This window comes from Brockia lithotrophica (assembly GCF_003633725.1).
Classification (GTDB): domain Bacteria; phylum Bacillota; class Bacilli; order Thermicanales; family DSM-22653; genus Brockia; species Brockia lithotrophica.
Genome location: NZ_RBIJ01000003.1, coordinates 118,666 through 143,581 on the forward strand (window position 1 = coordinate 118,666; position 24,916 = coordinate 143,581).

The 24,916-nt window shown below is 65.3% G+C and carries 23 protein-coding genes; 4 read left to right on the plus strand and 19 right to left on the minus strand.

Translation table 11 applies throughout. The features are described 5' to 3' along the window. Positions 1–99 precede the first annotated feature (99 nt). From thiM to C7438_RS05880, 10 genes are all read right to left on the minus strand, one after another. Positions 100–981 (minus strand): hydroxyethylthiazole kinase, encoded by an 882-nt coding sequence (gene thiM / locus C7438_RS05830; RefSeq protein WP_121444422.1) that lies wholly within the window; start codon positions 979–981, stop codon positions 100–102. 67 nt (positions 982–1,048) lie between these two features. After that, positions 1,049–2,515 carry an RNase H family protein gene (locus tag C7438_RS05835; protein WP_211322101.1) on the minus strand — a complete coding sequence of 489 codons (1,467 nt, stop codon included), beginning with the start codon at positions 2,513–2,515 and terminating at the stop codon, positions 1,049–1,051. A gap of 175 nt (positions 2,516–2,690) precedes the next feature. After that, positions 2,691–3,356 carry a hypothetical protein gene (locus C7438_RS05845; RefSeq protein ID WP_121444423.1) on the minus strand — a complete coding sequence of 222 codons (666 nt, stop codon included), beginning with the start codon at positions 3,354–3,356 and terminating at the stop codon, positions 2,691–2,693. Positions 3,357–3,427: 71 nt separating this feature from the next. Then, positions 3,428–4,924: a leucyl aminopeptidase gene (locus tag C7438_RS05850; protein WP_147402001.1), complete on the minus strand. Its 1,497-nt coding sequence runs from the start codon at positions 4,922–4,924 to the stop codon at positions 3,428–3,430. A gap of 196 nt (positions 4,925–5,120) precedes the next feature. Beyond that, positions 5,121–5,825, minus strand: coding sequence for an ABC transporter ATP-binding protein (locus C7438_RS05855; RefSeq protein ID WP_121444425.1), 705 nt, complete (start codon positions 5,823–5,825; stop codon positions 5,121–5,123). Then, positions 5,825–6,631: an ABC transporter ATP-binding protein gene (locus C7438_RS05860; RefSeq protein WP_252393330.1), complete on the minus strand. Its 807-nt coding sequence runs from the start codon at positions 6,629–6,631 to the stop codon at positions 5,825–5,827. The genes C7438_RS05855 and C7438_RS05860 overlap by 1 nt, the downstream gene beginning before the upstream one ends. Next, on the minus strand, positions 6,628–7,590 hold the full coding sequence (locus C7438_RS05865; protein ID WP_245956529.1) for a branched-chain amino acid ABC transporter permease: 963 nt from the start codon (positions 7,588–7,590) through the stop codon (positions 6,628–6,630). Before C7438_RS05865 ends, C7438_RS05860 begins: the two co-directional genes overlap by 4 nt. A 19-nt stretch (positions 7,591–7,609) precedes the next feature. Next, positions 7,610–8,521, minus strand: a complete 912-nt coding sequence (locus C7438_RS05870) for a branched-chain amino acid ABC transporter permease (RefSeq protein ID WP_121444426.1) — start codon at positions 8,519–8,521, stop codon at positions 7,610–7,612. A 106-nt stretch (positions 8,522–8,627) separates the two neighbouring features. Further along, the gene (locus C7438_RS05875) at positions 8,628–9,791 is read right to left on the minus strand and encodes an ABC transporter substrate-binding protein (protein ID WP_121444427.1); all 1,164 of its coding nucleotides are present in this window, start codon (positions 9,789–9,791) and stop codon (positions 8,628–8,630) included. 164 nt (positions 9,792–9,955) lie between these two features. Next, complete coding sequence (locus tag C7438_RS05880; RefSeq protein ID WP_121444428.1) at positions 9,956–11,161, minus strand: ABC transporter substrate-binding protein; 1,206 nt, start codon at positions 11,159–11,161, stop codon at positions 9,956–9,958. A gap of 332 nt (positions 11,162–11,493) precedes the next feature. On the opposite strand from C7438_RS05880, the gene C7438_RS05885 reads away from it, so the two are divergent. Then, entirely contained in the window at positions 11,494–13,374 is a 1,881-nt protein-coding gene (locus C7438_RS05885; protein WP_170143596.1) for an asparagine synthase-related protein, read from the plus strand. Positions 13,375–13,406: 32 nt separating this feature from the next. On the opposite strand, the gene C7438_RS05890 is transcribed toward C7438_RS05885, so the two are convergent. The 4 genes from C7438_RS05890 to C7438_RS05905 form a co-directional block, all read right to left on the minus strand. Continuing rightward, positions 13,407–14,615: an MFS transporter gene (locus tag C7438_RS05890; protein ID WP_121444430.1), complete on the minus strand. Its 1,209-nt coding sequence runs from the start codon at positions 14,613–14,615 to the stop codon at positions 13,407–13,409. Between the two features lie 125 nt (positions 14,616–14,740). Further along, entirely contained in the window at positions 14,741–15,868 is a 1,128-nt protein-coding gene (mqnE, locus tag C7438_RS05895) for an aminofutalosine synthase MqnE (protein ID WP_121444431.1), read from the minus strand. 137 nt (positions 15,869–16,005) lie between these two features. After that, a complete protein-coding gene (gene mqnE / locus C7438_RS05900; RefSeq protein ID WP_121444432.1) occupies positions 16,006–17,103 on the minus strand; it encodes an aminofutalosine synthase MqnE in 1,098 nt (365 codons plus the stop codon). Between the two features lie 174 nt (positions 17,104–17,277). Then, on the minus strand, positions 17,278–18,273 hold the full coding sequence (locus C7438_RS05905; protein WP_245956530.1) for an NAD(P)/FAD-dependent oxidoreductase: 996 nt from the start codon (positions 18,271–18,273) through the stop codon (positions 17,278–17,280). A gap of 257 nt (positions 18,274–18,530) precedes the next feature. Between C7438_RS05905 and C7438_RS05910 the strand changes: the two genes are divergently transcribed. Next, complete coding sequence (locus C7438_RS05910; RefSeq protein ID WP_121444537.1) at positions 18,531–19,328, plus strand: 3D domain-containing protein; 798 nt, start codon at positions 18,531–18,533, stop codon at positions 19,326–19,328. Between the two features lie 4 nt (positions 19,329–19,332). Here C7438_RS05910 and C7438_RS05915 read toward each other — a convergent pair whose 3' ends face one another. The 3 genes from C7438_RS05915 to C7438_RS05925 are packed head-to-tail and all read right to left on the minus strand — an operon-like array spanning position 19,333 to position 21,492. Next, positions 19,333–19,791: a divergent PAP2 family protein gene (locus C7438_RS05915; protein WP_121444434.1), complete on the minus strand. Its 459-nt coding sequence runs from the start codon at positions 19,789–19,791 to the stop codon at positions 19,333–19,335. Between the two features lie 43 nt (positions 19,792–19,834). Next, positions 19,835–20,638 carry a YutH/CotS family kinase-like spore coat protein gene (locus C7438_RS05920; RefSeq protein ID WP_121444435.1) on the minus strand — a complete coding sequence of 268 codons (804 nt, stop codon included), beginning with the start codon at positions 20,636–20,638 and terminating at the stop codon, positions 19,835–19,837. A gap of 53 nt (positions 20,639–20,691) precedes the next feature. Then, complete coding sequence (locus tag C7438_RS05925) at positions 20,692–21,492, minus strand: HAD-IIA family hydrolase (RefSeq protein WP_121444436.1); 801 nt, start codon at positions 21,490–21,492, stop codon at positions 20,692–20,694. Between the two features lie 44 nt (positions 21,493–21,536). Between C7438_RS05925 and C7438_RS05930 the strand changes: the two genes are divergently transcribed. After that, positions 21,537–21,806 carry an SAV0927 family protein gene (locus tag C7438_RS05930; RefSeq protein ID WP_170143598.1) on the plus strand — a complete coding sequence of 90 codons (270 nt, stop codon included), beginning with the start codon at positions 21,537–21,539 and terminating at the stop codon, positions 21,804–21,806. Position 21,807: 1 nt separating this feature from the next. Here the strand turns inward: C7438_RS05930 and lipA are convergent, their stop codons facing one another. Beyond that, complete coding sequence (gene lipA / locus C7438_RS05935) at positions 21,808–22,710, minus strand: lipoyl synthase (protein WP_121444438.1); 903 nt, start codon at positions 22,708–22,710, stop codon at positions 21,808–21,810. 216 nt (positions 22,711–22,926) lie between these two features. Between lipA and C7438_RS05940 the strand changes: the two genes are divergently transcribed. Beyond that, positions 22,927–23,955: a M23 family metallopeptidase gene (locus tag C7438_RS05940; protein WP_211322102.1), complete on the plus strand. Its 1,029-nt coding sequence runs from the start codon at positions 22,927–22,929 to the stop codon at positions 23,953–23,955. A 4-nt stretch (positions 23,956–23,959) separates the two neighbouring features. Here C7438_RS05940 and yunB read toward each other — a convergent pair whose 3' ends face one another. Then, on the minus strand, positions 23,960–24,640 hold the full coding sequence (gene yunB / locus C7438_RS09150) for a sporulation protein YunB (RefSeq protein WP_170143599.1): 681 nt from the start codon (positions 24,638–24,640) through the stop codon (positions 23,960–23,962). Positions 24,641–24,916 lie beyond the last annotated feature (276 nt).

A 24,916-nucleotide genomic window follows, 5' to 3' on the forward strand; every position in this document is an offset into this window, starting at 1 on the left:
CGTCCCTCCTCGAAATTCGGGCGTAGACGACCCTCCCATTCGGAGGTCCTCACACCCGGTTTTCGTCACGCGAAAGGTCCGACTCCCCCGACAGATCACTCACGCCTCTCGGGCGGAGAGCTCCACCTTTCCGAACCGCAAGAGGTCAGCCCCCTCCACCTCCGCGAGCGCGTCCAAAAAGTACGTCGCAAACGTCGCCGGCCTCTCCCCCGCGCCGAGGCGGATGCGGGCCAACTCCCCGGCCACCTTTGTCGTGAGCGCTGCCGCAAACGCGGCGACAAACGCGTCCTCTCCCACCGCGGCAAAAGCGGCGACCACGGCTCCGAGCAGGCACCCGCTTCCCGTAAAGCGCGTGAGGAGGACGTCCCCACCGCCGACGTACGCGGTTCGGCCGACCGCGTCGGCGAGCACGTCCCACGCTCCCGTGGCCAGGACGACGCCTCCCGTCTCGCGGGCCAGGGTGAGGGCCGCCTGGGCGACGACCTCCCTCGGCGCCTCGCCGGCGTCCACCCCCTTTTGTGGGAGAGAGAGCCCTGCGAGAAAGGCGATCTCCGCGGCGTTCCCCCGGACGACATCCGGGCGGAGTTCGCGCACGAGTTCTGCCGCCGTCCGGTTGCGGAGCTCCGTAAAGCCCGCGCCTACGGGATCGAGGACGACAGGCCGTTGGGCGGCGCGGGCGGCGCGACCGGCGCGAAGCATGGAAGCCCCGAGTTCGGACGATAGGGTCCCCAGGTTCAAGAGGAGGGCGTCGGCCTTCGTGGCCACCTCCTCCACCTCCTCCGGTGCCTCGGCCATGATGGGCGAGGCCCCGAGGGCGAGAAGCCCGTCCGCCGTTCGCCCCTTGACCACGTCGTTCGTCATCGCGTGGACGAGCGGGCGGCGCGCCCGCACGGCGGCGAGGAGGTTTGCGGCAGCCGCAAGGAGGGTATGGGCTTCGGGCGACGCGGGGCTTGGGGACCCCCCGGCACGGGTTTCTTCCATCCGTCCGTACCTCCCGTACAGGATCATGGTGGGAAAAGACTCGGAGAAATCGTGACCCCGTTTACGGTTAAGGAGCTTCGGAAAAGGCCGCAGGCGGTTCGTCGCGAAGGAGGGTGGGCTTTCGGTACGTCGGGCAACGGCACCCTTCTCCTCCCGGAGGAGCGGCCAACAAGGCGTCGATGAGGATATGGCCCACGAGCTCCGCCTCGCCGTAAAAGATGTCTTTGAGCTCGTCGTGCTCCCAGTCGCGAACCACGCCCTCGGCGTAGTTCGTCACGAGGTGGATCCCCGCGTAGCAGGCGCCGATTTCTCGGGCGAGATACACCTCGGGTACGAGGCTCTGGCCGACGACGTCGCCGCCCATCTGGCGAAACGCCTGCACCTCGCTCCGGCTTTCGAAATGCCGCCCGTCCGTGGCCACGTAGACGCCGCGGCGAAACACGCGGCGCCCCGTTCCGCGCACCCGAGCCTCCGCGGCACGGGCGAGGATTTCCGCGCCCACGAGGCAGATGGGTTCGCGCATGATGAGGAGGTACGGAAGCCCCAAGGAAACGTCCTTTCGCATCGTCATGTCGATGTAGTCGTCGGGAATCACGAAGTCGCGAAGTTCGAGGAGACGGCTCAAACTTCCGACGCCCCCCTCGGCGAAGATCCGCCGAACTCCCGCCTCGCGGAAGACCCAGAACACCTGACGCGAGGCGTCGGCGCGGCTGACGTGGGGGGGCCGCCACCCGTGCATGCGCACGGTGAGCACCCGCTTCCCCCCTACTTCAAAGAGGGTGAACGGGGGGCTTTCGCCAAAGGGTGTAGGAAAGACGAGCCCCTCTTCGAGCACCCGGACCTCCGGACGGTTGAGCGCCGCGGGGAAGCGAAGGGAAAACGTGCTTGAACCGCCGATGACGGCAAAGGAGGCCGAGGGTACGGCCCTCTCCCCGCCGCCATCCGCGGCGCGGGTAAGTCCCTTCCCCTCGGGCGGATCGGAGTTCTCTCCGTGGGGCTTGTCCGCCGCAGAATCGCGGGAGATAGCCCCGGACGCGTCCGTCCTTCCTTTGAGGCCGCGGCGAATCGCCTCCCGGGCCAACGTATCGGCGCGCTCGTTTCCCCAAACGCCGGTATGGCCCGGCACGTGGGCGACTTCCCAGGGGATTCCCTCGAGCAGCTCGAGCAGTTGTTCCCAGAGGTCGACGTTCTTGACCGGCGAACCCGAATTCGTGCGGTACCCTTGCGACCGCCACTCCCAGGGCCAGTGGTTTTTCAGGGCGTTTGCCACGTAGGCGCTGTCCAAGAACAGGCGGACGCGAAGGCGTCCTGAACGCAAGTCTTCCTCCGCACGTTCGCGCAGGCGGCGGAGACCTTCAATTATGGCCATAAGCTCCATCCGGTTGTTCGTCGTCGAAGGCGAAAAACCCGACACTTCCTCTACGCGGCCGTCGGGAAAGACGAGGACCGCGCCGTACCCGCCGGGTCCCGGGTTCCCCGAACACGCCCCGTCCCCGTAAAGGGCTACGCTCATGCCCGATCCCCTTCCGCCCACGCGATCACCCCCTCGCTTGTCCTCCTCCGGCGTGCAGGGAACCGCCCGCACCTCCGGAACGTCCCTCCTGGCCGGCCCGTCGGCTTCGAAGCGGAGTTCTCCGCGCCTTCGTAGCCTATGCGGCGCGGATCGAGCTCAAAGGAAACTTCCGCGCCACCGGGGAAGCGCCCCGATTTCACCGCGCGGAAGGCGCAAAACCCGGAGAGGAAGGAGCGGACTTCTTCGCGGGAGAAGGCGCGGTCCCTTGGGGAGACCCGGGCGTGGATTTCTCCAAATCCCGCGCCTCGAGGCGGCCCAAGAGGTCGAAGAGGTAGAGCACGTCTTCTCCCGTAAAGCTCCCGCGAATTCGCGACGTGAGCTCAACGGTGCGCACAAATGCGCTTCGGTCGGCCCAAAGCCCGACCAGCGCGTCGAGCACGTCCGGCGTGAGCTTCGCCTGAGCCCAGCGGAGGAAGTCCTCCCGCTCTTTGGGCGTCATCGACCGTTCGAGGGCGGTGAAGAGCGACGCCGCTTCGGCGGGAACGGGGGAAAGGACCTCCTTCGCCTCTCCCTCCGGGCGGGAAACCTGCTCTTCCGTACGGGGAGCCGCACCCTCCCCGCCCTTCCCCTCGGGAAGTGCACCGAGGACGGAGGCGGCCAGACCGTTCCGTCCGGAGGCTTCGCCCCACTGGGCAATGCCCTGAGCGAGGCCGTCCCGCACCCCTTCAGCGAGCGCCCGGCCGAGGTCGTCGCGCACCGCCTGTGCGATGCGGTCGCCGAATGCGGGAGAAGCCAAGACGCCGAGAGAAAACCCGAAGACGAGGGCGAGAAAGACGGCGAAGAAGCGGCGAAACGCGGCCAACGGCGATCCCTCCCTGTCTGCACGTGGGGCAAACCGCCCTCGGACCTAGTCTCGCCGCTTCGCGCGCGCCTTTAAACTCCCCGGGCCTCGCGAATGGCCAGGCGCACGAGGCTCCGAACCATGACCCCCGTCGGCCCCTTGGGGACGAGGGGCGAACCTTCGTCGTCCCAAGCCGTGCCGGCGATGTCGAGGTGCAACCAAGGGAGGGGATCGGCAAACTGCTTGAGGAACATCCCCGCGGTGATCGTCCCGGCATTTCGGCCGCCGGAGTTCTTGAGGTCGGCAATCCGACCGCGGATCCGTTCGAGGTAGACATCGAAGGCGGGAAGGCGCCAGATACGCTCGTCTTCTTCGCCCGCCGCCTCGGCAAATCGGGCGTACAGTTCCTCGTCGTTGGCCATGACCCCCGTCGTCTCCGTACCCAAAGCGACGAGCACGGCACCCGTGAGCGTGGCGATGTCGACGATCTCCCCCGCACCGCGCCCCCGCGCATACGTGATCGCGTCGGCGAGGATCAGCCGTCCTTCGGCGTCCGTGCTGATCACCTCGACGGTCTTGCCGGACATCGTCCGGAGGACGTCTCCGGGGCGGTAGGCCTTGCCGTCGGGCATGTTTTCCACCATGGGGAGGACGGCCATGAGGTTGCGACGGACGCCCAGGCGCGCCGCAGCGAGAATCGCCGCAAGGGCCGTGGCCGCTCCCGCCATGTCCATCACCATGGACTCCATTCCCTGGGCGGGCTTCAGGGAAATGCCCCCTGTGTCGAAGGTGATCCCCTTCCCGACAAACGTGAGGGGATCCTTCCACTCGGGTTCTCCCGGATACTCGAGGACGACAAGGCGCGGTTCGTTGGCGCTGCCCTTGGCAACGGCGAGGAGCGCCCCCATGCCCAGGGACTCCATGTCCTCACGCTTGAGGACGGCGTAGCGGAGGCCGACTTCCTTGGCGGCCTCCACGGCCCGCGTACAAAACGCCTCCGGCGTGAGGACGTTGGGCGGCGTCTGGACGAGGTCGCGGGCGAAGTTCACCGCCTCACCCAAGATCCGTCCGCGCCGAAGCCCTTCCTCTGCGCCCGCTTCCGCAGGCGCGATGCGCACGGATTCCACGGCGGGGCGCGGTACGTCCTCGCTGCGAAACTCGTCAAAACGATACTGGGAGAGGTATGCGGACGTCGCCAGCCATTCCGCGACGCGCTCGGCGGGAAATCCCGCCGCGTACAGGGCTTCTGCCCAGAACACGAGGTCGCGGGCGCCTACGGCCTGCGCCTCGCGCACCCCGCGGGCAAAAAGGGTGCGCAGGCGGCTCCGTTCGGGCGCCTCCGGCGTTCCGAGGAGGATCACGTTTCGGACGGGCATGCGTCCGAGGGTCGACACGGCGAGGACGACGTCTTCGCCGCGGCGGCGATAGGCGAGCTTGCGCGTCCACGCATCCGACAGCGCACCGCCGAGGGCCTCGTCGATGCGGCGCAAGGCAGGTGAAAACGCTTCCCCGAAATGCAAGACGGCCAGCGCGTCCCCTCGGACGGCGAGAGGATCTTCCCCTCCCCAAATCCCAAGCTCGATGTGCATCGAAGGCCGTTCCCCCTTACGCGAACGGATCTTTTCGGCGGAGCGGCCGCATCCCGAAGACGCCCGGTCTTTCTCTGGAGAACGGGCGATTCGCCGACGGCATGCGCCCGCCGAAGGAGGAAAAAAAGGAAAACCCGCCCGGTCTCGCGAGGCACCGGGCGGGAGGTCGGAGAGAAACGATCTCCGAACCTCAGCATCAACCACCCAGGTACGCCGCCCGAACCTCCTCACTCGCCCGCAGCCGCTCGGCGGTGTCCGCGAGCACGATGCGCCCCGTCTCGAGCACGTAGCCGCGGTGGGCGACGGAGAGGGCCATGTGCGCGTTTTGCTCGACGAGGAGGAGGGTGGTCCCCTGCTCGTTGATTTCTTTTAGTGTAGCAAAAATCTGCCGTACGAGGAGAGGAGCGAGGCCCAAAGAGGGTTCGTCCAAGAGAAGCAGGCGGGGGCGCGCCATGAGCGCGCGCGCAATGGCGAGCATCTGCTGTTCACCGCCGGAAAGCGTCCCCGCCTTCTGCTGCAGGCGTTCCTTGAGGCGGGGAAAGAGGGCAAAGACGCGCTCGAGGCTCTCTGCAACCTCCTTCGGGTCTCGCCGAAGGTAGGCGCCGAGGGCGAGGTTCTCCCGCACGGTCATGTTGGCAAAGATCCTGCGCCCTTCCGGAACGTGGGAAATGCCCAGACGCACGATTTCTTCGGCTTTGAGGCGCGTGAGCGGGCGCCCCTCAAAGGTGATGGTCCCCTCGCGCACCGGCACGAGGCCGGAAATCGCCCGAAGCAGGGTCGTCTTGCCCGCCCCATTCGCCCCGATGAGGGTGACGATCTCTCCCGGCTCTACCGTGAGGGAAATCCCCTTCAAGGCGTGGATCCGCCCGTAGTAGACGTGGACGTTTTCGATCTTGAGCATCACGACACCTCTTCCCCGAGGTAAGCTTCGATGACGCGGCGGTTCCTCCGGATCTCTTCGGGGGGCCCTTCGGCGATGAGCACCCCGTGGTCGAGGACGTAGATGCGCTCCGAGATTCCCATCACGACGCTCATGTCGTGCTCGATGAGGAGGATCGTGAGCGAAAAGCGCTCGCGAATCTCGCGGATGAGCCGCATGAGATCCTGAGACTCCTGCGGGTTCATCCCCGCCGCTGGCTCATCCAAGAGGAGGAGCTTGGGCCGAAGAGCGAGGGCGCGGGCAATTTCGAGGCGCCTCTGCAGGCCGTACGGGAGGTTGCGCGCCTTTTCCTCCCGGTAGGCGGAGAGGCCCATGAGTTCCAAAAGCTCTTCGGAAACGCGGGACATCTCCGCCTCTTCGCGGTAGAACCGGGGGAACCGGAGCATCGCCTCCCAAGTGCGGTAGCGAGAGTGCACCGCCGCGGCGATGCGCACGTTGTCGAACACGGAAAGGTTCCCAAAGAGGCGGATGTTCTGGAAGGTGCGGGCGATCCCGCGCCGCGCAAGGACGTAAGGGGGAAGGCCGTTGATCCGCTGGCCTTCGAAGAGGATCTCGCCCTCCGTAGGGGCGTAGACCCCCGTGAGGAGGTTGAAGACCGTCGTCTTGCCCGCGCCGTTGGGCCCGATGAGCCCCACGAGCTCTCCTCGCTGGAGGTAGAGGTCGAGGTTGTCCACGGCCTTGAGCCCGCCGAAGCGGATCCCCACACCCTTGAGGCGGAGGATCTCCCGTTCTCCTTCGGCGGTGGCCGCAAGCGATTGCTCCTTCACCGAACATCCGCCCCCTTCTTCGGACGAAAGACGGACAAGAGATCCCCGAACTCGCGGTCCCCAAGAAGGCCTTGCGGCCGGAAGAGCATGATGAGGATGAGGACCACGCTGTAGAGGATCATCCGGATCTCGGGAAACTGCTGGAGGTAGGTCGAGAGGATCGTGAGGAGGACCGCGGCCAAGGTCGCCCCCGAGAGGCTCCCGATCCCGCCCAAAACCACAAACACGAGGATTTCGAACGACTTGAGAAAGCCGAAGTCTACGGGTTGAATCACGTAAAACGTGTGGGCGTACAGGCCTCCGGCGAGGCCGGCGATCCCCGCCCCGAAGGCAAAGGCAAACACCTTGACGAAGGTCGGAGAGATCCCCATGGCCTCGGCGGCGATTTCGTCCTCGCGCACGGCGAGCGTCGCGCGTCCGTACGCAGAATGCGTAAAGGTAAGGACGAGAGTGAAGACGAGGACGAGGGAAACGAAGAGGTGCGTCCACGTCGTGAGGTGCGGAAGCTGCATGCCCGCGGCCCCACCGACGTAGTCGAAGTTGAGGAGCGAAATCCGGACGATCTCGGCGAACCCGAGCGTGGCAATCGCGAGGTAATCCCCGCGCAGGCGAAGCGTGGGAAGCCCCACGAGAAGCCCCATGAGCACGGAAACGACGACGCCGGCGACGAGCGCGAGTTCAAAGGGCATGTCGAGGCGGGTGGTGACGACGGCGGCGGTGTAGGCGCCTACGGCGAGGAAACCCGCCTGACCTATGGAAAACTGCCCCGCAAGGCCGAGGATGACGTGCAAACTTACGGCGAGAAGGATGTTGATCCCGATGGCCATGAGCACGTTTTCTCCGTAACGTCCGATCCAACCGCTCCTCAGGGCGAGCTCGACGACGCCGTACCCCACGAGGAGGGCGAGGAGCACGCCGCCGACGCGAGTCCAAGACCGCATCTCAAACGGACGTCCCATTGGCTTGCCTCCTTACGCGTCAGACTTTCTCCCGCACGTGCTCGCCGAAAATCCCTTCCGGCCGGACGAGGAGGATGAGGATGAGGACGATGAACGCCACGGCATCCCGGAAGAGGGAGAAGCCGAGGGCGCTCACCCCCGTTTCGAGGAGGCCGATGAGGAACCCGCCGACCATCGCCCCCGGAATGGAACCGATTCCACCCACTACCGCGGCGATGAAGGCCTTAAGCCCGGGGAGGAGGCCCATGAACGGGTCGATGCTCGTGTAGTAGAGCCCGTACACGACACCGGCGGCCCCGCCCAAGGCGGAACCCAGGGCGAAGGTCACGGAAATCGTACGGTCTACGGAGATCCCCATGAGGCGCGCCGCATCCATGTCAAAGCTCACAGCGCGCATCGCCCGGCCAGTCTGCGTGTTCTGCACGATGAATTGAAGGACGATCATGAGGAGGAAAGAGGTGACGAGGATGACCAAGGCGTCCATCTTGAGCGTCGCCCCAAAGAGGTCGAGGTGGGCGGTGAAGAGGGTGGGGTAGGCCTCAGGCTGCGCACCTTGCGCTCCCCGGAGGTAGATCGTGCCGTACTCCAGGAGAAACGAGACGCCGATCGCCGTGGTGAGCGCCGCAAGGCGGGGAGAGTTGCGCAAGCGTCGGTAGGCTACGCGCTCGATCGTCACCCCGAGGAGGGTGGAGCCGACCATCGCCACGAGAAGAGCTACGAGGAGCTTCGTCCATGGGTTTGCCCCGAGCGGGGTGCCGTCGACGAGGAGCATGGCGTAGTACCCGAGGAACGCTCCGACCATGAAGACGTCCCCGTGGGCGAAGTTGATGAGCTTGATGATCCCGTAGACCATCGTGTACCCGAGGGCGATGAGCGCGTAGATGGCCCCGAGGGAAATGGCATTTAGGAGCTGCTGCAGCCATACGTCCATAGGGCAAAGACCCCTTTCCCCACTGGAAGACTATGCTTTGGAATATTCAATCGAATCTGAACCGGGAATGCCCCGGCCGCGGTTCGGCGGCCGGGGCGCGGACGGACTACGGTTCGACCTTCTTGCGGAACGTCTGCTTTCCGTCTACATACTCGAGGACAACGGCCGCCTTGATCGGGTTGTGGTCGGGACCGATGGTGATCGTCCCCGAGACGAGCGGGAGGTCCTTCGTCGCCTCCAAGGCCGCCTTCACCTTGGTCGGGTCCGTCGACCCGGCGCGCTTCACGGCGTCCGCGTAGAGCATCACGGCGTCGTACCCGAGGACCGCGAAGCCGTCGGGGATCGCGTTGTATTTCGCCTGGTACTCCTTGACGAACTCCTGAATCCGCGGATCCGGGTCGTCGGCGGCGTAGTGGTTCGTGAGAAACACCTTGGCCATGTTGGATGCTCCGGCGATCTCTACGAGCTTAGGCGAATCGAAGCCGTCTCCGCCGATGATCGGGACTTGAATCCCCAGGTCGCTGCGGGCCTGCTTGATGATGATCCCTGCCTCTTGGTAGTACCCGGGGAGGAAGATCACGTCGGGTTTGGCATCTCGAATGCGCGTGAGCTGCGAGCGGAAGTCCTTGTCGTTCTTCTGATAGGACTCTTCGGCGACGATCTCCCCGCCCAGCTTCGTAAACGCCTGCTTAAAGGCGTCGCGAAGGCCGATGGCGTAGTCGGAGGAGACTTCCGTAAACACAGCGGCCTTTTTCGCGTGGAGGTCTTGGATCGCGTACTTGGCCGCTACCTCCCCCTGGAAGGGGTCGATGAAGCAGGCGCGGAAGATGTACGGCCGCGTCGACTTTGTCTTGGGGTCCACGGTGACGTCCGGGTTCGTGGCCGTCGGAGAAATTACGGGGACCTTGTTTTCGTCGGCGATGTTCACCATCGCGAGCGTCGTCCCCGAGGTAGTCGCTCCGATGATCACGTCTACCTTGTCCTGCTGGATGAGCTTGAGGGCGATGCTCGAGGACTCGCTCTTTTCCGACTTGTTGTCCCCCTCTACGAGGACGACCTTCTTGCCCAAGAGTCCGCCGTCGGCGTTGATCTTTTCCACGGCCATGCGCGCTCCGTTCTTTGCGGACTGGCCGAACGTCGCCGTCTGGCCGGAAAGCTCGAGGTTGAGGCCGATGCGGACTTCGTTGCCCTTCCCCGCTCCTCCGCCGCAGCCCCCGAGGACGAGGGCCACCGCCAAGAGGGGGAGGAAGGCCCAGCGCACAAGCTTCATCCGCGTCTCCCCCCGTCGCACGGTTTCACCGTATTTTCTCCGATTTTAAAGCATTGGCAAGCGGCTGTCTAGAGAAACTCGGGAGATCCGTTCCGAAAAAAAGAGGAAGGAGGCGATCTCCTTCCTCTGCTCTAGAACAGAGAGCCGTCCGAAGGCAAAGAACCTTACGGTTGCACGGTGGCCCGGTACGTCTGCTTGCCATCCTTGAACTCGATGACTACCGCCGGCTTCACGGGATTGTGCTTGTCGTCGAAGCTGATCTTGCCCGTAACCCCTTGGAAGTCCTTGGTCGCCTCGAGGGCGTCGCGGATCTTCTTGGGATCCGCTTCACCCGCCCGCTTGATGGCGTCCACGACAAGACCCGCGGCGTCGTACCCGAGGGCGTGGAAGCCGTTTGGCTCGCTCCCGTACTTCTGCTTGAAGAGCTTGACGAACGTCTGTACCGCGGGTTCCGTGGACTCCGGCGAGAAGTGGGCGGTCATGTAGGCGTTGTTCAGGTTGCTCGCGCTGCCCGCGAGCTTTACGAGCTCCGGCGAGTCCCACCCGTCTCCGCCGAGAACGGGAATGTCGAGGCCGAGCTCGCGCGCCTGGCGGATCTGCAAGCCGACGTCCTCATAGTAGTTCGGGAGGTAGAGGACGTCGGGCTTCTGCGCCTTGATCCGCGTGAGCGCCGAGTTGAAGTCCTTGTCCCCCTTGGAGTACTTCTCCTCCGCGACGATTTCGCCGCCGCCTTTGAGGAACGTCTCCTTAAAGGCGTTCGCAAGGCCAATGGCGTACTCGTCGCTCTGGTTGACGAGAAGTGCGGCGCGCTTGACCTTGAGGTCGTTCAGGGCGAACTTCGCCGCTACCTCCCCCTGGAAGGGGTCGATGAAGCAGGCGCGGAAGGCGTAGGCGAGGGTCTTCCCGTCCTTCACGGTGACGTCGGGGTTTGTCGCCGAGGGGCTCACGAACGGGACCTTGTGCTCCTCCGCAATGGGGGCAAAGGCCATCGTGATCCCGGACGTCGCCGCGCCGAGGATCGCCACGACCTTGTCCTGTTCGATGAGGCGGAGGGCGGCGTTCGTGGCGTCCGCCTTTTCCGACTTGTTGTCCACCTTTACGAGTTCCACCTTGCGACCCAAAACGCCGCCGTTCTTGTTGAGCTCCTCCACGTAGAGCTCCGCACCCTGGACGAAGGACTGCCCGTAGGAGGCAACCCGACCCGTGAGCTCGGCGTTCACGCCGATCTTAATCGGTTGTGCGTCGGAAACCGTTTTCTGTGCCGCAGGAGCTTCCGCCTTCGGGGCCTCGGCCCCCTTGCCGCTGCATCCGGCGAGGACGAGGGCCGCAGCGAGGAAGACGGCGAGAACCGGCAGACGCAGACGTTGCATTCCAATTCCCCCTTTTTTGGCAACTCTGGGCCTTCCCTGCCTTGCGGTCCTTCGAATTTTGGTGTCCATTATAGCGCCGCATGCGGGCGATGTCCAGAGGTCTTTCGTGTGAGCTCCTGCAAAACCCTGCCCGGACCTCCGGGAGATTCGCCCCACATCGGCCGGAAGGAGGGACAAAACGCGACTGCCGTAGGCCGGTACGGGTTTCCCGCTTGGTCGGCCAAAGAGGGACGTTTGCCTCCGGCGAATCGGGGGACATTTCTCCCGCGGCGGTGCGTAAGAGTATAGGCGATCTCCGCGATGCAAAACGCGTGAAAGGACGGACGACCTCGATGAACGTGTACGCGGTTGCCGATTTTGCCGGGATCCTCTCCTTCGCCGAATCTCCCCCCGACCGAAAAGGTCTCGCGCGAGTGCGAAGCTTTTTCTCGGTCTCCCACCCGACCGACCTCCCGGTCGACGTCTTCGAATCCCTGGGAACGAGCCTTCGCTTCACCGCATTCGGGATTCCCTCGGAGCCCGAAAACGAGAAGGCGAAGTCTTCGACGAATTTCCCATCGCCCCAAGCGCAAAAGATCCTCTTGGCCGACACGCCGTGGAGCGGCCGCTTGGGCGGTGCGGTGGAAACCGCGAGCGGGCGTCTTGCCGGGGCACTCCGCGAAGTCCTTTCCACCCTCCCCCAACCCGGAGCCTACGCCCTTTGGGACGGGGAAGCGGAGGTCCTCGCGCTGTACCGTGACCCCACCGGAGGACGTACGATCTTCCTCCGCACGGATGGAAATCGCCTCGCCTTTTCCACCCATCCGGACCCCCTTTTCGCCCTCTACCCGGGAAAGTGGCGCCTCTGCCCCGAAGCCGTCGCCGCCCTCTTTGCTTACGGGCCCGCGCGCCCGCCCGGAAACGCGATCCTCTGCGAAATGTACGAACTCGCCCCGGGAGAGGCGCTCATCTTCGCCCGTCGCGGCGAGGACTTCCTCCTTCGCCGCGAGCACTTCCGCCTCTTTTCGTCCGCCAAACCCGAGGTCCATCCGAAGGCCGATGTCCCGACCGCCCTTCGGGAAAGCCTCCTCGCCTCCGTCCGGGGCGCGTACCGGGAAGGAGCCCGCGGCGTGTTCCTCTCCGGCGGCCTCGACTCCGGCGCCGCCCTCGCCCTTCTGCGCCGTAGCGCTCCGGAAGAGGTGCTCTACTCCGCCTCCGTCGACTACGAAGACGAAGATGCGCACTTCGTCCCCTCCCCGCTCCTCCCCGAACGAGACGCCGCCTACGTGGAGGTTGCGGTTCGGGCGGCGAAAAGCGAGCACCTCACCGTGGTCCTGTCCGCAGACGAGATCGCGTCCTCCCTCCGGAGTCTCGGAAACCTCCGTGGGTTTCCGGGAATGCTCGACGTCGACGCCGCCCTCCTCCTCTTCTTCCGCCGCGTCGCAGGGTGGAACGCGGAAGTGGCGTGGCTTACGGGCGAGGGGGCCGACGAGACCTTTGCCGGCTATCCTTGGGCGGAAGAGGCGTTCTTTGGGGCCGCGATCGCACACCAAAGCGGTCGCCGCACGGACGTCCGACGCCTCTTCCCGTGGATGCGGCACGTCGAAGAACGGCTCGCGCTCCTCCGCCCGGAAGTCGCGCAGGCGGTGTGGGCCCACCTCGACGAACTCCTCCTCCGCGCCGTAGAACGCACCGATCGCCACCTGCCGGAGGATCTCTCGCGCGCCGGATCCCCAAAAGAAGGGGCGGTCCTCTGGACGTCCGCCCATACCGCCCTGCACTTCGGAAGCGTCCTCCTGGAACGGATGGCGCGGTCCGGCAAGGCCGCGGGCCTTCGGATCCTCTTCCCCTTCCTCGACGGAGACGTCCGCGCCTTCGCCCCCTTCGCCCTGAGGGGGGAGCCTTCCCTGCGCAAACCCCTCCTCCGCGAGGCGCTCGCGGGGATCGTCCCGGAGGAGATTCGCCTGCGCAAGAAGAGCCCTTTCCCCAAGAGCCACCACCCAAAGCTCGCACAGGCCCTTCGGGCGCGCGGGGAAGAGCTCATGGCAAACCCCCAGGCGATCATTTGGACCTTCCTCGATCGCGACGCCGCTTCGCGCTTTCTCCAAAGTCCGCCCCCACACCTCCCGTGGTTCGGACAGCTCCTCGACGCTCCCCACTACGCGGCGTACCTCGCGGAAGTTCACGACTGGCTCGAACGGGTTCGCCCGCGCCTTCCCGATCGCGGCTTCTGACGCCCGCCATCACCGAACTCGGGGGAACGCGTCTACCTTCGGAAACGGCGTTCCCCCTCCCGAACCTCCTGCGGTCGCCCGCCTCCCCAGAGGAGCACGGAGACGGCCGCCGCCGCAGAAAGCCCGAAAAACCCTGCGAACAAAGTCCCCTGCCCGACGCCTCGGGCGAGGAAGAAGCCGACGGCGTACGGAGCGATCACCGCCATGATCCGGCCCCAAGAGGCCGCAACCCCCGTACCGCTCCCCCGCAGTTCGTCCGGATACTGCTCCGGCGTATAGGCGTAGAGGGCGCCCCACGCTCCGAGGTGAAAAAAGTTCAACAGGGCGCCGCTCACGAGGAGAACAGCGGTATTGGGGGCAAACCCGAAGGCCGCCGCCGCCAAGGCGCCGCCCACGAGGTAGCTCCCGAGGACGGCGGAGCGTCCCCATCGCTCGACGAGCCACGCCGCCGTGAGATAGCCCGGAATCTGAAAGAGGTTCATCGCCACGATGTAGCTGAAGCTGCGAACGATCTCGTAGCCTCGGGCCACGAGGAGCGAGGGAAGCCAGAGGAACAAACCGTAGTACACGCCGTTCATGGCCATCCAGAGAAACCAGAGAAGGAGCGTCCTGCCCCGCAGACCTCGGGCGAAAAGGGCACGTACGTCCGCGCGCGGGCGGTCGGCAAAGAGCCGAGGCGCCGACTCCGGCATGCGCGTGCGGGCCAGGAGGGCGACGAAGGCGGGAAGTGCTCCGAAGGCGAGCACCGCCCGCCACCCTCCCACGGGCAAAAGAAAGCGGGCCGTGAGGGCTGCGGCCAGCGCGCCGAGCGCCCAAAAACTCTCCGCGAGCACGACCGCACGGCCGCGAATTTCCCGCGGCGCCGTCTCGGACACGTAGGCGGCAGCCACCGGCAACTCCGCCCCGAGCCCGACCCCGGCGAGAAAGCGCAAGAGGAAGAGGACGTCGAGGCGAGGGGCGAAGGCCGTAAGCCCCGTACCGAGTCCGTACAGCGCCATGGAAGCGAGGAAGACCGGCTTGCGCCCGACGCGGTCCGCCGACCACCCGCCGAGCAACGCGCCGAAAGCCATCCCCACGGTTCCCGCGCTGAGCAAAAGGCCGCGTACTTCCGGGTCCAATCCCCACTCCTGAGCGATGGCGGGAAGGACGAGTCCGAAGAGAAGCACGTCCATCGCGTCGAAAAAGAAGCCCAACGCCCCCAAGAGAAACGAAGGCGACCGGTAGTACCCGCGCATCCCCATCCCCCCACGTTTGGAGTAAGCGTAGCGCACCGCCGACCTATTGTCAAACACTCTGTAACGTAAACTTGTCTTTACATTTAGAGGAAAAAAGAACCGCGCTCCGGTTCGGAGCGCGGTGCGGCGTCTTACCGCCTTCCCCTCGGGCGGCTTTCCTCTCCTTCGTAGACGACGATGGGGTTGTAGAACGTGTCCCGCTCCACGGGAATCCGACCCGCTCCACGGATGAGCCAGACGAGCTCTTCGCGCGTGATAGCGGCCTCCGTGAGCGCACCGGCGGAGTGGCTAATGCGCTCCTCGACGAGGGTTCCGTGGAGGTCCGATGCGCCGAAGGTGAGGGCGAGCTGCGCGAGTTGAAAGCCGATGTTGATCCAGTACGCCTTGATGTGCGGCACGTTGTCCACAAACAGGCGGCTTACGGCAATCATCCGCAGGTCGTCGTAGGCGCTCGTGCGCTTCGTGAGCGGTGCGTCCTTGCGGTACGGCTGAACGGCCAGAGGAATGAAGGCGAGAAAGCCCCCGGTTTCGTCCTGAAGCTCGCGGATGAGGCGCATGTGCTCGAGCCGTTCCTCCAACGTCTCGATGGATCCGTAGAGCATCGTCGCGTGCGTCTTCATCCCCATGCGGTGCGCCATCCGGTGCACGTGAAGCCATTCGTCGACGCTCGCCTTGTCCGGGCTCATGATCCGGCGGTAGCGTTCCGAGAGGATTTCCGCCCCGCCTCCCGGAAGGGTGTCGAGACCGGCCTCCCGGAGCTCGCCCAGGACCTCTTCGACGGTGCGACCGGAAATCCGCGCAAAGAAGACGATCTCCGCCGCCGTATAGGCCTTGATCGTGACGTGGGGGAAGTTTTCCTTGAGAGCGCGGATCACGTCTACGTAGTACGAAAAGGGGACGTAAGGGTTGTGCCCGCCCGTCATGTGGAATTCCCGCGTCGTCGGAGTGATCCTGGCGCGGGCATAGGCGACGAGTTCCTCGGGCGTATACGTGAAGGCGCCCTCTTCCCCGGGATCGCGCCGAAAGGCGCAGAAGGCGCAGCGCGCCTCACAGATGTTCGTATGGTAGAGGTGGAGGTTTTCGATGAAGTAGACGTACAGGCCGTTTTTCCTGCGGTTCACCACGTCCGCGAGTTGCCCGAGCGTGAGGATGTCGGGCGTCCGCATGAGCACGAGGCCGTCCTCCCACGACAAGCGCTCGCCCCGAAGGACCTTCTCTACGATTGGCTCGAGCGCCGGATCGCGCACGACGAGTTCCACGCTTCCTCCTCCTTTCCGTCCCCCTTCCGCGAATGCGTGCGCCTCGCCCCTTTGCGGACGCGCGCCCAGAAGCAGGGAAAACCAGGAACTTCCGCCCTTCTACGAAACGCGCTTTAGTACGCCGCGTGACGGCGGTCCTACGCGTACACGGCGACGGGTCGATAGAGCGTATCGCGTTCGACGGGTATGCGTCCCGCCTCCCGAAGGAGGGCGATGAGTTCTTCCTTGGTGAGTCCTTGGGGAGCTTCCGATCCGGCGTCGTGGATGATGTGCTCTTCGATCACCGTGCCGTCGATGTCGTCGGCGCCGAAGTAGAGGGCCACCTGGGCGAGCTTGAGCCCCGTCATCATCCAAAGGACGCGAATGTGCGCAAAGTTGTCCAACAGAAGGCGGGCCGTAGCGAGGATCCGAAGGTCGTACATCCCGCTCGTCTCCCGCGGAAAGGCGCGCTCGCGGGCGAGGGGCGTGTTTTCCGGATGGAAGGCGAAGCCGAAAAAGGCGTCGAAGCCGCCAGTCTCGTCTTGAAGCTCCCTGAGGCGCAAGAGGTGGTCGACGACGTGCTCCGGCCGCTCGATCGTCCCGTAGAGGATGGAAGCGTTGGAGCGGATGCCCATGCCGTGGGCGATCCTGTGGATTTCGAGCCAGCGCTCGGCGTCGGTCTTGTGCCCGGCGATGGCGAGGCGTACCTCAGGGTCGAACACCTCCGCACCGCCGCCCAAGAGCGAACCGAGCCCGGCCTCCCGCAAGCGGGCGAGCACCTCGGAGACGTCCATGCGGAACAGACGGCTCATGTAGTCGATTTCCACGGCCGTAAAGGCCTGCACGTGCACATCGGGCAGGATCTCCTTTACGAGGCGGAGCATGTCGGTGTAGTACGAAAACGAGAGCTTAGGGTTGATCCCGCCCGTGATGTGTACCTCGCGGATTCCCCGACCCTGAAGGGGCCGGAGCTTTTCGGCAATCTCCTCGAGGGAGAGGGTGTACGCCCGCGGATGGCCGGGTTTCACGGCAAAGGCACAAAACTTGCAGTTGAGGGCGCATACGTTGGTGTGGTTGAGGTGGGCGTTTACGATGAAGTACGCGCGGTCGCCGTGCAGGCGGCGGCGCACTCGATCGGCCATAAACCCTAGACCTAAGAGGTCCGGCGTCGTGAGGAGGGTGAGGCCGTCGGCAAACCCGAGCCGCTTCCCCCGCTCCACCTTTTCCCATATGGGAAGGAGTTCCGAAGTGAGCAATCCTCCGCCCCCTTTCTTTCGTCCGTCTCATTATAGCGCTCCGACGGGGGAAATTCCGGTCGTGAGGTTTACAGCCCCCCGCGGAGAAAGGGATTTTGGGACACAAAAAGGGCGGGCACGCCCGGAGGGCGTACCCGCCGCATCCGACGTCCGCCGGCGCCCTTCTTCGGCCATTCAGCGGAGGTTGAGGTCGGAGGAGTGCGCCGGTACGCGGTCTTTCGGGTCGACGTACTGCTTCGCCCGGTTTACGGCGATCGGCGCCTCGCCGAAGCCTACGGCGATGAGCTTCACCTTGCCCTCGTACGTCGCAACGTCTCCTACGGCAAACACGCCGGGGATGTTCGTCTCCATCCAGCGGTTCACGACGATGCTGTTCTTTTCCAGCTCGAGACCCCAGTCCTTGATCGGACCCAAGGAAGCCACAAAGCCGTAGCTCACGACCAGCTCGTCTACGGAAAGCCGCAACTCCTCCTTGGTTTCCGCGTGGGCGAGGACAAGCTCCGGAGACGCGTCCCCTTCTACGCGCACGACGGTGTACGGGACGACGACGTTCACCTTGGACTGGGAGAGGAGTTCTACGGAGTGCTCGTGGGCGCGGAACTGCGTCCTCCGGTGCACGAGGTGGACTTCCGAGGCCACCCCTTGAAGGGTGAGCGCCCAGTCGACGGCGGAGTCCCCTCCGCCGAGGACGGCAACGCGCTTCCCGAGGAAGTGCTCCACCTTGGGCACGAAGTAGTGGAGCTTGCCCGCCTGCTCCCAGCGCTCCGCCCCTTCTACCTCGAGGCGCCGCGGGTCAAAAGCACCCGCCCCTGCGGCGATGATCACCGTCCGCGCGCGGTGTTCACCGCGCGAAGTCACGAGGCGGAAGGTGCCGTCGGCTTCCTCGCGATGGAGTTCGAGCACCTTTTCGTCGAGGCACACGTCGGGCTCGAAATACAAGGCCTGATCCTTCAGGCGTTCTACGAGTTCGCCGGCCTTGATCTTGGGGAAACCGGCAACGTCGAAGATGTACTTCTCGGGATAGAGGGCCGCCAGTTGCCCGCCGAGCTCGGGGAGGCTCTCGAGGATCTTCACGGACATCCTCCGCATTCCCGCGTAGAAGGCGGCGAAGAGCCCGACCGGGCCACCCCCTACGACCGCAACGTCGACTACGTCGTTTCTGCAGGCCACGTTCCGCCTCCACCTCCGTCTACGAGTTCGTGCCCGTCCCCTGCCCAGCCGTCGCGTCCCTTCGTGGTACGCGCCTTCCATCTTACCGCGAGGCGCGCCAAAAGGGAACTCCCGGCGAACCTCGGGCCGTTCCGAGAAGCCCCCTTTACAGGCTTCGCGGACTATTATAAAGTTTTCGCTCGCGAATGAAAAGTGCGGACGCGAAAGGGGAATAAAAATCCCTCCCCTGGGAAAAGGTGGACGGTGGAGGGATGGAAATGCCCGGACGCCGTCTGCCTAAGGTGTTTTTGGCCTTGACCGCGACCGTCTTCTTCACCGCGGGAAACGCGTACGGGGAACCCCCGCAACCCGAACCGGCGGGAAAAGCGGTCTCGGCCGCAGAAACCAGAGGAGATGACCGTTTCTCCGAAGAAACGCACCCCTCGGAAGACGAGACGGCCTTTGCCTTAGACCGCGGAGAAGAAGAAGAGCGCGGCGAAGCAAACGCGGCCGAAGGGTTGGAGGGAAATCCCCCTGGAGAACAGTTCGAGACGGCGGAGGAGGCACCCCCGCTTCAACGGATCGCACCCGAACTCGCCGCCGCTGTTTCCCCGGAAGAGCAGATCTTCCTCGCGACCACGGAAATCCCCCGCGTGCGCGTCGTCGCTACCGCGTACACGGAGGGGCGGGAATCCACGGGAAAAACGCCCGGCCACCCGGCCTACGGTGTCACCGCCTCGGGCGTCAAGGTACGCCGCGACCGGTTTTCCACGATTGCCGCCGATCCGCGGGAATTCCCCTACGGGACGGTGCTCTTCATTCCGGGGTACGGTTTCGGCGTCGTCGCCGATACGGGAGGGCTCGTCCGCGGAAAGCACATCGACCTCTACGTCCCGAGCGTGCGCGAGGCGCTTTACGACTGGGGGAGGCGTACCGTGGAGGTGTACGTCCTCGCCTGGGGGACGGGAAAGGTCGAAGAAGAGTTCCTCGACCGTCTGAACACCTCGGGCCTGCGCGCCCTCCGCGACGTCCAGAGCCGGGAAGCCGCGGCCCAAGGCCGGCGCATCCTCGAATGAGGCGTCAAGGCCACGCCCGCAGCCCGCTCGACCCGAGGAGAAAACCGACCAAGACACCGAGAACGAGGCCCGCGGCGACCTCGACGGGTCTGTGGCCGAGGCGCTCCTTGAGCCTCAGAAAGTCCATCCTGTCCTCTTCCTCGGGAAAGCACTGGGCAAGGCGTTCGAGGAGACGGTTTAAGATCATGGCATGTTCTCCGGCTTGACGCCGCACGCCCGCCGCATCGTACATGACGATCACGGCGAGAACGGCGCTTATGGCAAAGCTCGCCGAGGCTGGCCCGTCGAGGACGAGAAACGTCGTCGCCAGAGCGCTCACTCCGGCGGAGTGGGCGCTTGGCATTTCTCCCGCGGAAAAGACGAGGCTCAAGTCCCACGAGCCGAACTGCACGCGATAGAGGAAGACCTTGAGCGTCTGCGCCAACGTGACGGCGAGAAGGGCGGCAACGAGCGCCACGTGCATTCGGATTGACCTCCCGAAGGAAACACCCCCGCACCCGGGTGCTTCACCCTACTGTGCGGGTTGCCTCAAACCAAGGAATCGGGGAGACGTCCCAACCGAAGGCGGAGCACGCCTCTCGAAACTCACGCACCGCTTCCGCCCATTCCGTCTCGCGGTGTACGCGGGCGGCGAGGCGCGCCTCCGCTTCGCGGACATTTCTGTCGCGGTACCGTTTGTACGCTTCGACCCACTCGTAAGGCAAGAGGAGAATTCCGTAGACGAAGGGCCCCTCTTCGGCCACGAAGGGGCGCACTTCCGCGTACCCGCGGAGAAACGCAAGCGCCGATTTTGGGCCTTCTTCGGCAAGGACGTAGCGGACGTAGTGGGCGACGTCGCGCGTCGGGACGTCGAAGCGCCACGTATCGGGGGCGAGAAACACGACCCGGCCGTCCTCCCATGCGACGAGCCGCGGCGCGAACATCTGATGGGCGAGAACGCCGTACCGCCGAAGTTCCTGAGACAAGCTCTCGTACCCGTGGTCGAGGAGGTAGTACAGGGCCGCCTGGGCGAGCTGGTGGTAGTACGCGTACGTCTCTTCGAAGAGCGGCCAAGCGGATTCCGGGGGCGACGAACGCAAGGTTTCGCCAAACGCCCGTGCTTCCCGAAGCACCTCCACCCAACCCGGGATGAGGCGGCCAAAGCGTACGCGCGGCGAGCGCCCGGGAAGCGGGTATCCGCGGGATGCGAGGTGGAGGCGCGCCAGCGCCTCGCCTACGGTCCGATGTCCCCCTTCGCCTGACTGCACCGCGACAACGCGGCCGGCTCCGTGGCGTTCGAGGTAGCGGAGGAGGTCTGCCGGTACGGACATCTCCATCCCCCCGAGTTAGCCTATGACGGAGCAGAAAGAGAAAGACCGAACGGCTACAGGTTGGCCAAAAAGGCCTCGAGGTCGCGGCGAACGGCCCAAAGATCCTCGGCGGGATGGAGGTTCGCAGGAAGCCCGGCCAAAGCGGAGGGCGGCGTGACGCCGGTGCCGACGATGTACGTGCGCATGCCGAAGCGGCGGCCGAAGAGGCCGTCCGTAAGGAGGTTGTCCCCCACGAGGACGCACGGCCGGCATTCTCCCCCCATGGCCCGAAGGGCGACGTGGTACATGGGCTCGTGGGGCTTTCCGACGACGAGGGCTTCGACGCCGGTGGACGCCTCGAGGAAGGCGAGGATCGCCCCGCTCCCCGGCGAAAACGATCCGTCCTCGCGGGGAAAGCGGCGATCGCGGTTCGTCGCCGCGAAGATCGCCCCCCGCTCGATGAGCGCGTGCGCGCGGGCGAGGTCCGCATACGTCGCCGACCGCGCGAGACCTACGGCGACAAAATCCGCATCCTCCTCGACCAGGACGAACCCTTCTTCTTCGAGCGCCTCGCGAAGCCCGGCTTCGCCTACGACAAAGACGCGCTCCCCCCAGCCCTTTTCCCGAGCGTAGGCGGCGAGGACGGTGTTTGAGGCGACGATCCGCCCCGGGGGCACCGGCATCCCGAGAGACGCGAGGCGCGCTTGGACCTCGCGGGGATGGCGCGTAGAATTGTTCGTGAGCACGGCAAAGGGAATGCGGGACGCCTCGAGCCAAAGCAGAAGTTCCCGCGCACCGGGAAGGGCCGACCCTTCCCGGACGAGCGTCCCATCGAGGTCGAAGAACACACCGGGACGGGCGAGTTCTCGCACCACCCCCGCACCTCCTTATCTCCATTTTCTTTGCGGGAGGGATTTTCGTGGACGTCCTCTACGATCGAGAAGAGAAAAGCCGGCTCCGCGCCTTCGGCGCGATTGCCGAAGATGGGACGCGCGCCGACTTCGTCGTCGTCCAAAGCGAGTTCTTCATGGGGAAGGCGGTCGTCGTAAACCTCCTCACCGGGCGCGCCGCCCTCCTCGACCGCGACGACCTGCGTGAAGACGAGGAGTGGGCGATCCCGCTGGGGATCTCCCCATCCGAGGCGCCCACGTGGCGGGATGCCCTCGAGCGGCTCCTCCCCGAGGCGTAGGTCACCCCTCCCCGCCCCCTGCGTTCGCACCTTCCCTCTCCCGCGTCGCGTCGTACCCTTCGTGCGCGTGGTAGGAGCTCCGCACGAGAGGGGCCGCAGCGACGTACGCAAACCCGAGGGCGTACGCCTTGCGGGCGATTTCGCGGAACTCTTCGGGAGCGTAGTAGCGCACCACGGGAAGCTGGGCCGGAGTGGGACGGAGGTACTGCCCGACCGTGAGGAGGTCCACCCGCGCGTCCCGGAGATTCCGGAGGAGCTCTTCGATTTCCTCGGGCGTCTCCCCAAGGCCGACCATGAAACCGGACTTGGTGGGCACGTGCGGGGCACACGCCTTCGCCGCGGCGAGGACAGACAAGGACCGGTCGTACGTCGCCCGCGCGCGGACGGAAGGCGTGAGGCGGCGTACCGTTTCCACGTTGTGGTTGAACACGTCGACGCCCGAGGTGAGGACGGTGCAGAGCGCCTCGCGGTCTCCTTGGAAGTCGGGCACGAGCACCTCCACCCGGACGCCTGGGATCGCCCTTTTGAGGGCGCGCACGGTTTCGGCAAAGTGACCGGCTCCGCCGTCCGGCAGGTCGTCCCGCGCCACGGAGGTAAGGACGACGTAGCGAAGACCCAGACGACGCGCGCCTTCGGCGACGCGACGCGGCTCGTCCGGATCCGGTGGGGCAGGCCTTCCCGTCTTCACCGCGCAAAACCTGCAGTTCCGCGTGCACACGTCCCCTAGGAGCATGAACGTGGCCGTACCGGAGCCGAAGCACTCCTGGCGGTTTGGACACCGGGCTTCTTCGCAAACCGTGGTGAGGCGGAGTTCCCGAAGCGTCCGCCGAACCTCTCCGAGCATCGGCGAGGCCGCCAGCGTCACCTTGAGCCAGGAAGGCTTGCGTTCCTCCCCGGGAAGCATGGCATCCTCCTCTTTTCCGTCAGTCTCCTTCGGAGGGAAAAGGGAAAGCGGGGAAGCCGCCCTCGGCCCCCGACCTTGAGCCGTAAGTCGAATCGACGTCCTCTGCCCCCGAAAGGAAGACCCTTTGCCGTTCGTGCGGCCGTCCGCCTCATTATAGCGGAGAGGGCGGAAAAAATAAAAACGACCCGCACCCCTATCCCCTCCGAGGTGAGCGGCGTGCAACCTTTCGGACCCCTGAGAAAGACGATGGCCGCGGGTATCGTCGTCGCGCTCCTCGGAAGCGCCTCCTTTGGCGCACAACCCGCCGGAGCCTTAGACGTACGCGCGCAAGATGCAGGCGACGTATACGAAGCGCGAATGGAGCTCTACGTGGCCGCAGAAGCCATGACGCACGTCCCATGGACGCTTCTCGCGGCGGTGGACCAATACGCCCGCTCCCTTCGGCGGGAGGGCGAAAAGGAACTCGTCGCCGTCCGGCTTCCCCCGCCGCTCTTTTCGGGCGTGGGAAACCCTTCCTTTGGTTCTGCAGACGAGGCGACGATCGACTTCTTTGGCGGAAAGGGAAGGGACGCCAATGGAGACGGCTTTGCCGACCCCGACGACCCCATGGACCGCCTCTTTTCCGTAGCCACCTTCCTGCGGGAACGCATGGGGGAAGGCGGTCCCGAGGGCGAAGACGCACTTTGCTCTGCCCTCGAAGAGATCCTCGGCGACGGACGGGCGTGCGACGTCGTCCCCAATTTCGCCCGCATATACGCCACCTTCGGCCGCCTCGACCTTCACCGGCACGTGTTCGTCCTCCCGCCGGGCTCGCGCTACACCCTTCAAGCGAACTTCGGCGCGCCACGTCACTTCGGCGGCAGGCGGATCCACGAAGGCGTGGACATCTTTGCTCCCTACGGTACGTCCGTGCGCGCCGCGACGTACGGCTACGTGGAAGTCGTAGGATGGAACCGCCTGGGCGGCTGGCGCGTGGGCATACGCGACCTGCAGAACTTCTACCACTACTACGCCCACCTGTCCGGATTTGCCAAAGGAATCGAGGTGGGCAAGATCGTCGCACCCGGAGACGTCATCGGGTACGTAGGGTCCTCGGGGTACGGCCCTCCAGGAACGCAGGGAAAGTTTCCTCCCCACCTCCACTACGGACTCTACCGCTGGAACGGACGCGTGGAATACGCTGTAGACCCCGCCCCTCACCTGCGCATGTGGCTTCGGGAGGAAAAGAAAGGGAAAACCCGCTGACCGCTCACCTTTCCGGAAGGGAATCCTTGGTGCCCGTTCCGGGAGGAGGCGAAGGAACCAGGGGAACGACGCTTCCCCCGTGGAAGTAGTACACGGGCACCTTGCCCACGATGAGCTCCTGGGCGACGGGAATCCTGTCTTCGAAGAGGACAACCTTTCCGGAAAAGGGGACGACCACGCGCACGTGGGCCCGAACGACGAGGTACAGGGTGAGGAGGACGTTGTTGATTCCCGTCTCCTCTACGGTGGGGAGGAGGGTAACTTCCGCCGCACCCACGGGAATTACGTGGACGGGAACGAGCGGGCCGACGGTGGCAAAGAGCTCGTGCCCTGTGGCCACACCTGCGGGAACGCGGATCTCCTTTTTCCCGAGACCGGCAAGGTAGGCGTTGACCCCCTCGTAGGCGCGCGACTCGAGGCGGAGCACGGCGCGCGAATCCAAACTCACGGCGACGAGCTCGCCGGACGCGTTCGTATGTCGGAGGAAGATGTCGCCGAGGAGCTCGTCGTCGGCGACGATGTCCTTGAGCGCGCCTTGCAAGGACTCGTGGGCCCATTGCAGGGCACGCACTTCGGCGGCATCCTGCACGACGGGGGCGACGCGCCGTTCGAGCTGAAAGAGCGCGAGGTAGGCGGAGGCGAGGAGAAGGAAGGCGACGATCCCCCACCGCTTCCTCTGCCGCACGGCCTTTTCCCCCCCACCCGATTCCCTTGCAAGAAATCCTATGCACCGCGCGTCCGAGAAAGGCGACGGCGGAGGAAACCTCCCGCATCTCCCCGCCACAAAAAGGGAATCCCTCGGCTTCTTTGGGAAGCCGAGGGATTCGCAAACAAGGCGGGAGCGACGCACGCCTGAGCTCAGCCAAGGCCGCCTTCGATCTCGAGTTCGATGAGCTTGTTGAGCTCTTGGGCGAAGACGAGGGGCACCTCGCGGGCCACAGGTCGAAGCCAGAGACTCAAA

Coding starts and splice junctions, on each gene's coding strand:
- C7438_RS05885 (WP_170143596.1), top strand. CDS start 11,494: ATGAACGTGTACGCGGTTGCCGATTTTGCCGGGATCCTCTCCTTCGCC.
- C7438_RS05915 (WP_121444434.1), bottom strand. CDS start 19,791: ATGCACGTGGCGCTCGTTGCCGCCCTTCTCGCCGTCACGTTGGCGCAG.
- C7438_RS05850 (WP_147402001.1), bottom strand. CDS start 4,924: ATGCACATCGAGCTTGGGATTTGGGGAGGGGAAGATCCTCTCGCCGTC.
- C7438_RS05890 (WP_121444430.1), bottom strand. CDS start 14,615: ATGGGGATGCGCGGGTACTACCGGTCGCCTTCGTTTCTCTTGGGGGCG.
- C7438_RS05920 (WP_121444435.1), bottom strand. CDS start 20,638: ATGTCCGTACCGGCAGACCTCCTCCGCTACCTCGAACGCCACGGAGCC.
- C7438_RS05865 (WP_245956529.1), bottom strand. CDS start 7,590: ATGGGACGTCCGTTTGAGATGCGGTCTTGGACTCGCGTCGGCGGCGTG.
- C7438_RS05910 (WP_121444537.1), top strand. CDS start 18,531: ATGCCCGGACGCCGTCTGCCTAAGGTGTTTTTGGCCTTGACCGCGACC.
- thiM (WP_121444422.1), bottom strand. CDS start 981: ATGGAAGAAACCCGTGCCGGGGGGTCCCCAAGCCCCGCGTCGCCCGAA.
- C7438_RS05875 (WP_121444427.1), bottom strand. CDS start 9,791: ATGAAGCTTGTGCGCTGGGCCTTCCTCCCCCTCTTGGCGGTGGCCCTC.
- C7438_RS05855 (WP_121444425.1), bottom strand. CDS start 5,825: ATGCTCAAGATCGAAAACGTCCACGTCTACTACGGGCGGATCCACGCC.
- C7438_RS05880 (WP_121444428.1), bottom strand. CDS start 11,161: ATGCAACGTCTGCGTCTGCCGGTTCTCGCCGTCTTCCTCGCTGCGGCC.
- C7438_RS05870 (WP_121444426.1), bottom strand. CDS start 8,521: ATGGACGTATGGCTGCAGCAGCTCCTAAATGCCATTTCCCTCGGGGCC.
- lipA (WP_121444438.1), bottom strand. CDS start 22,710: ATGCTTCCCGGGGAGGAACGCAAGCCTTCCTGGCTCAAGGTGACGCTG.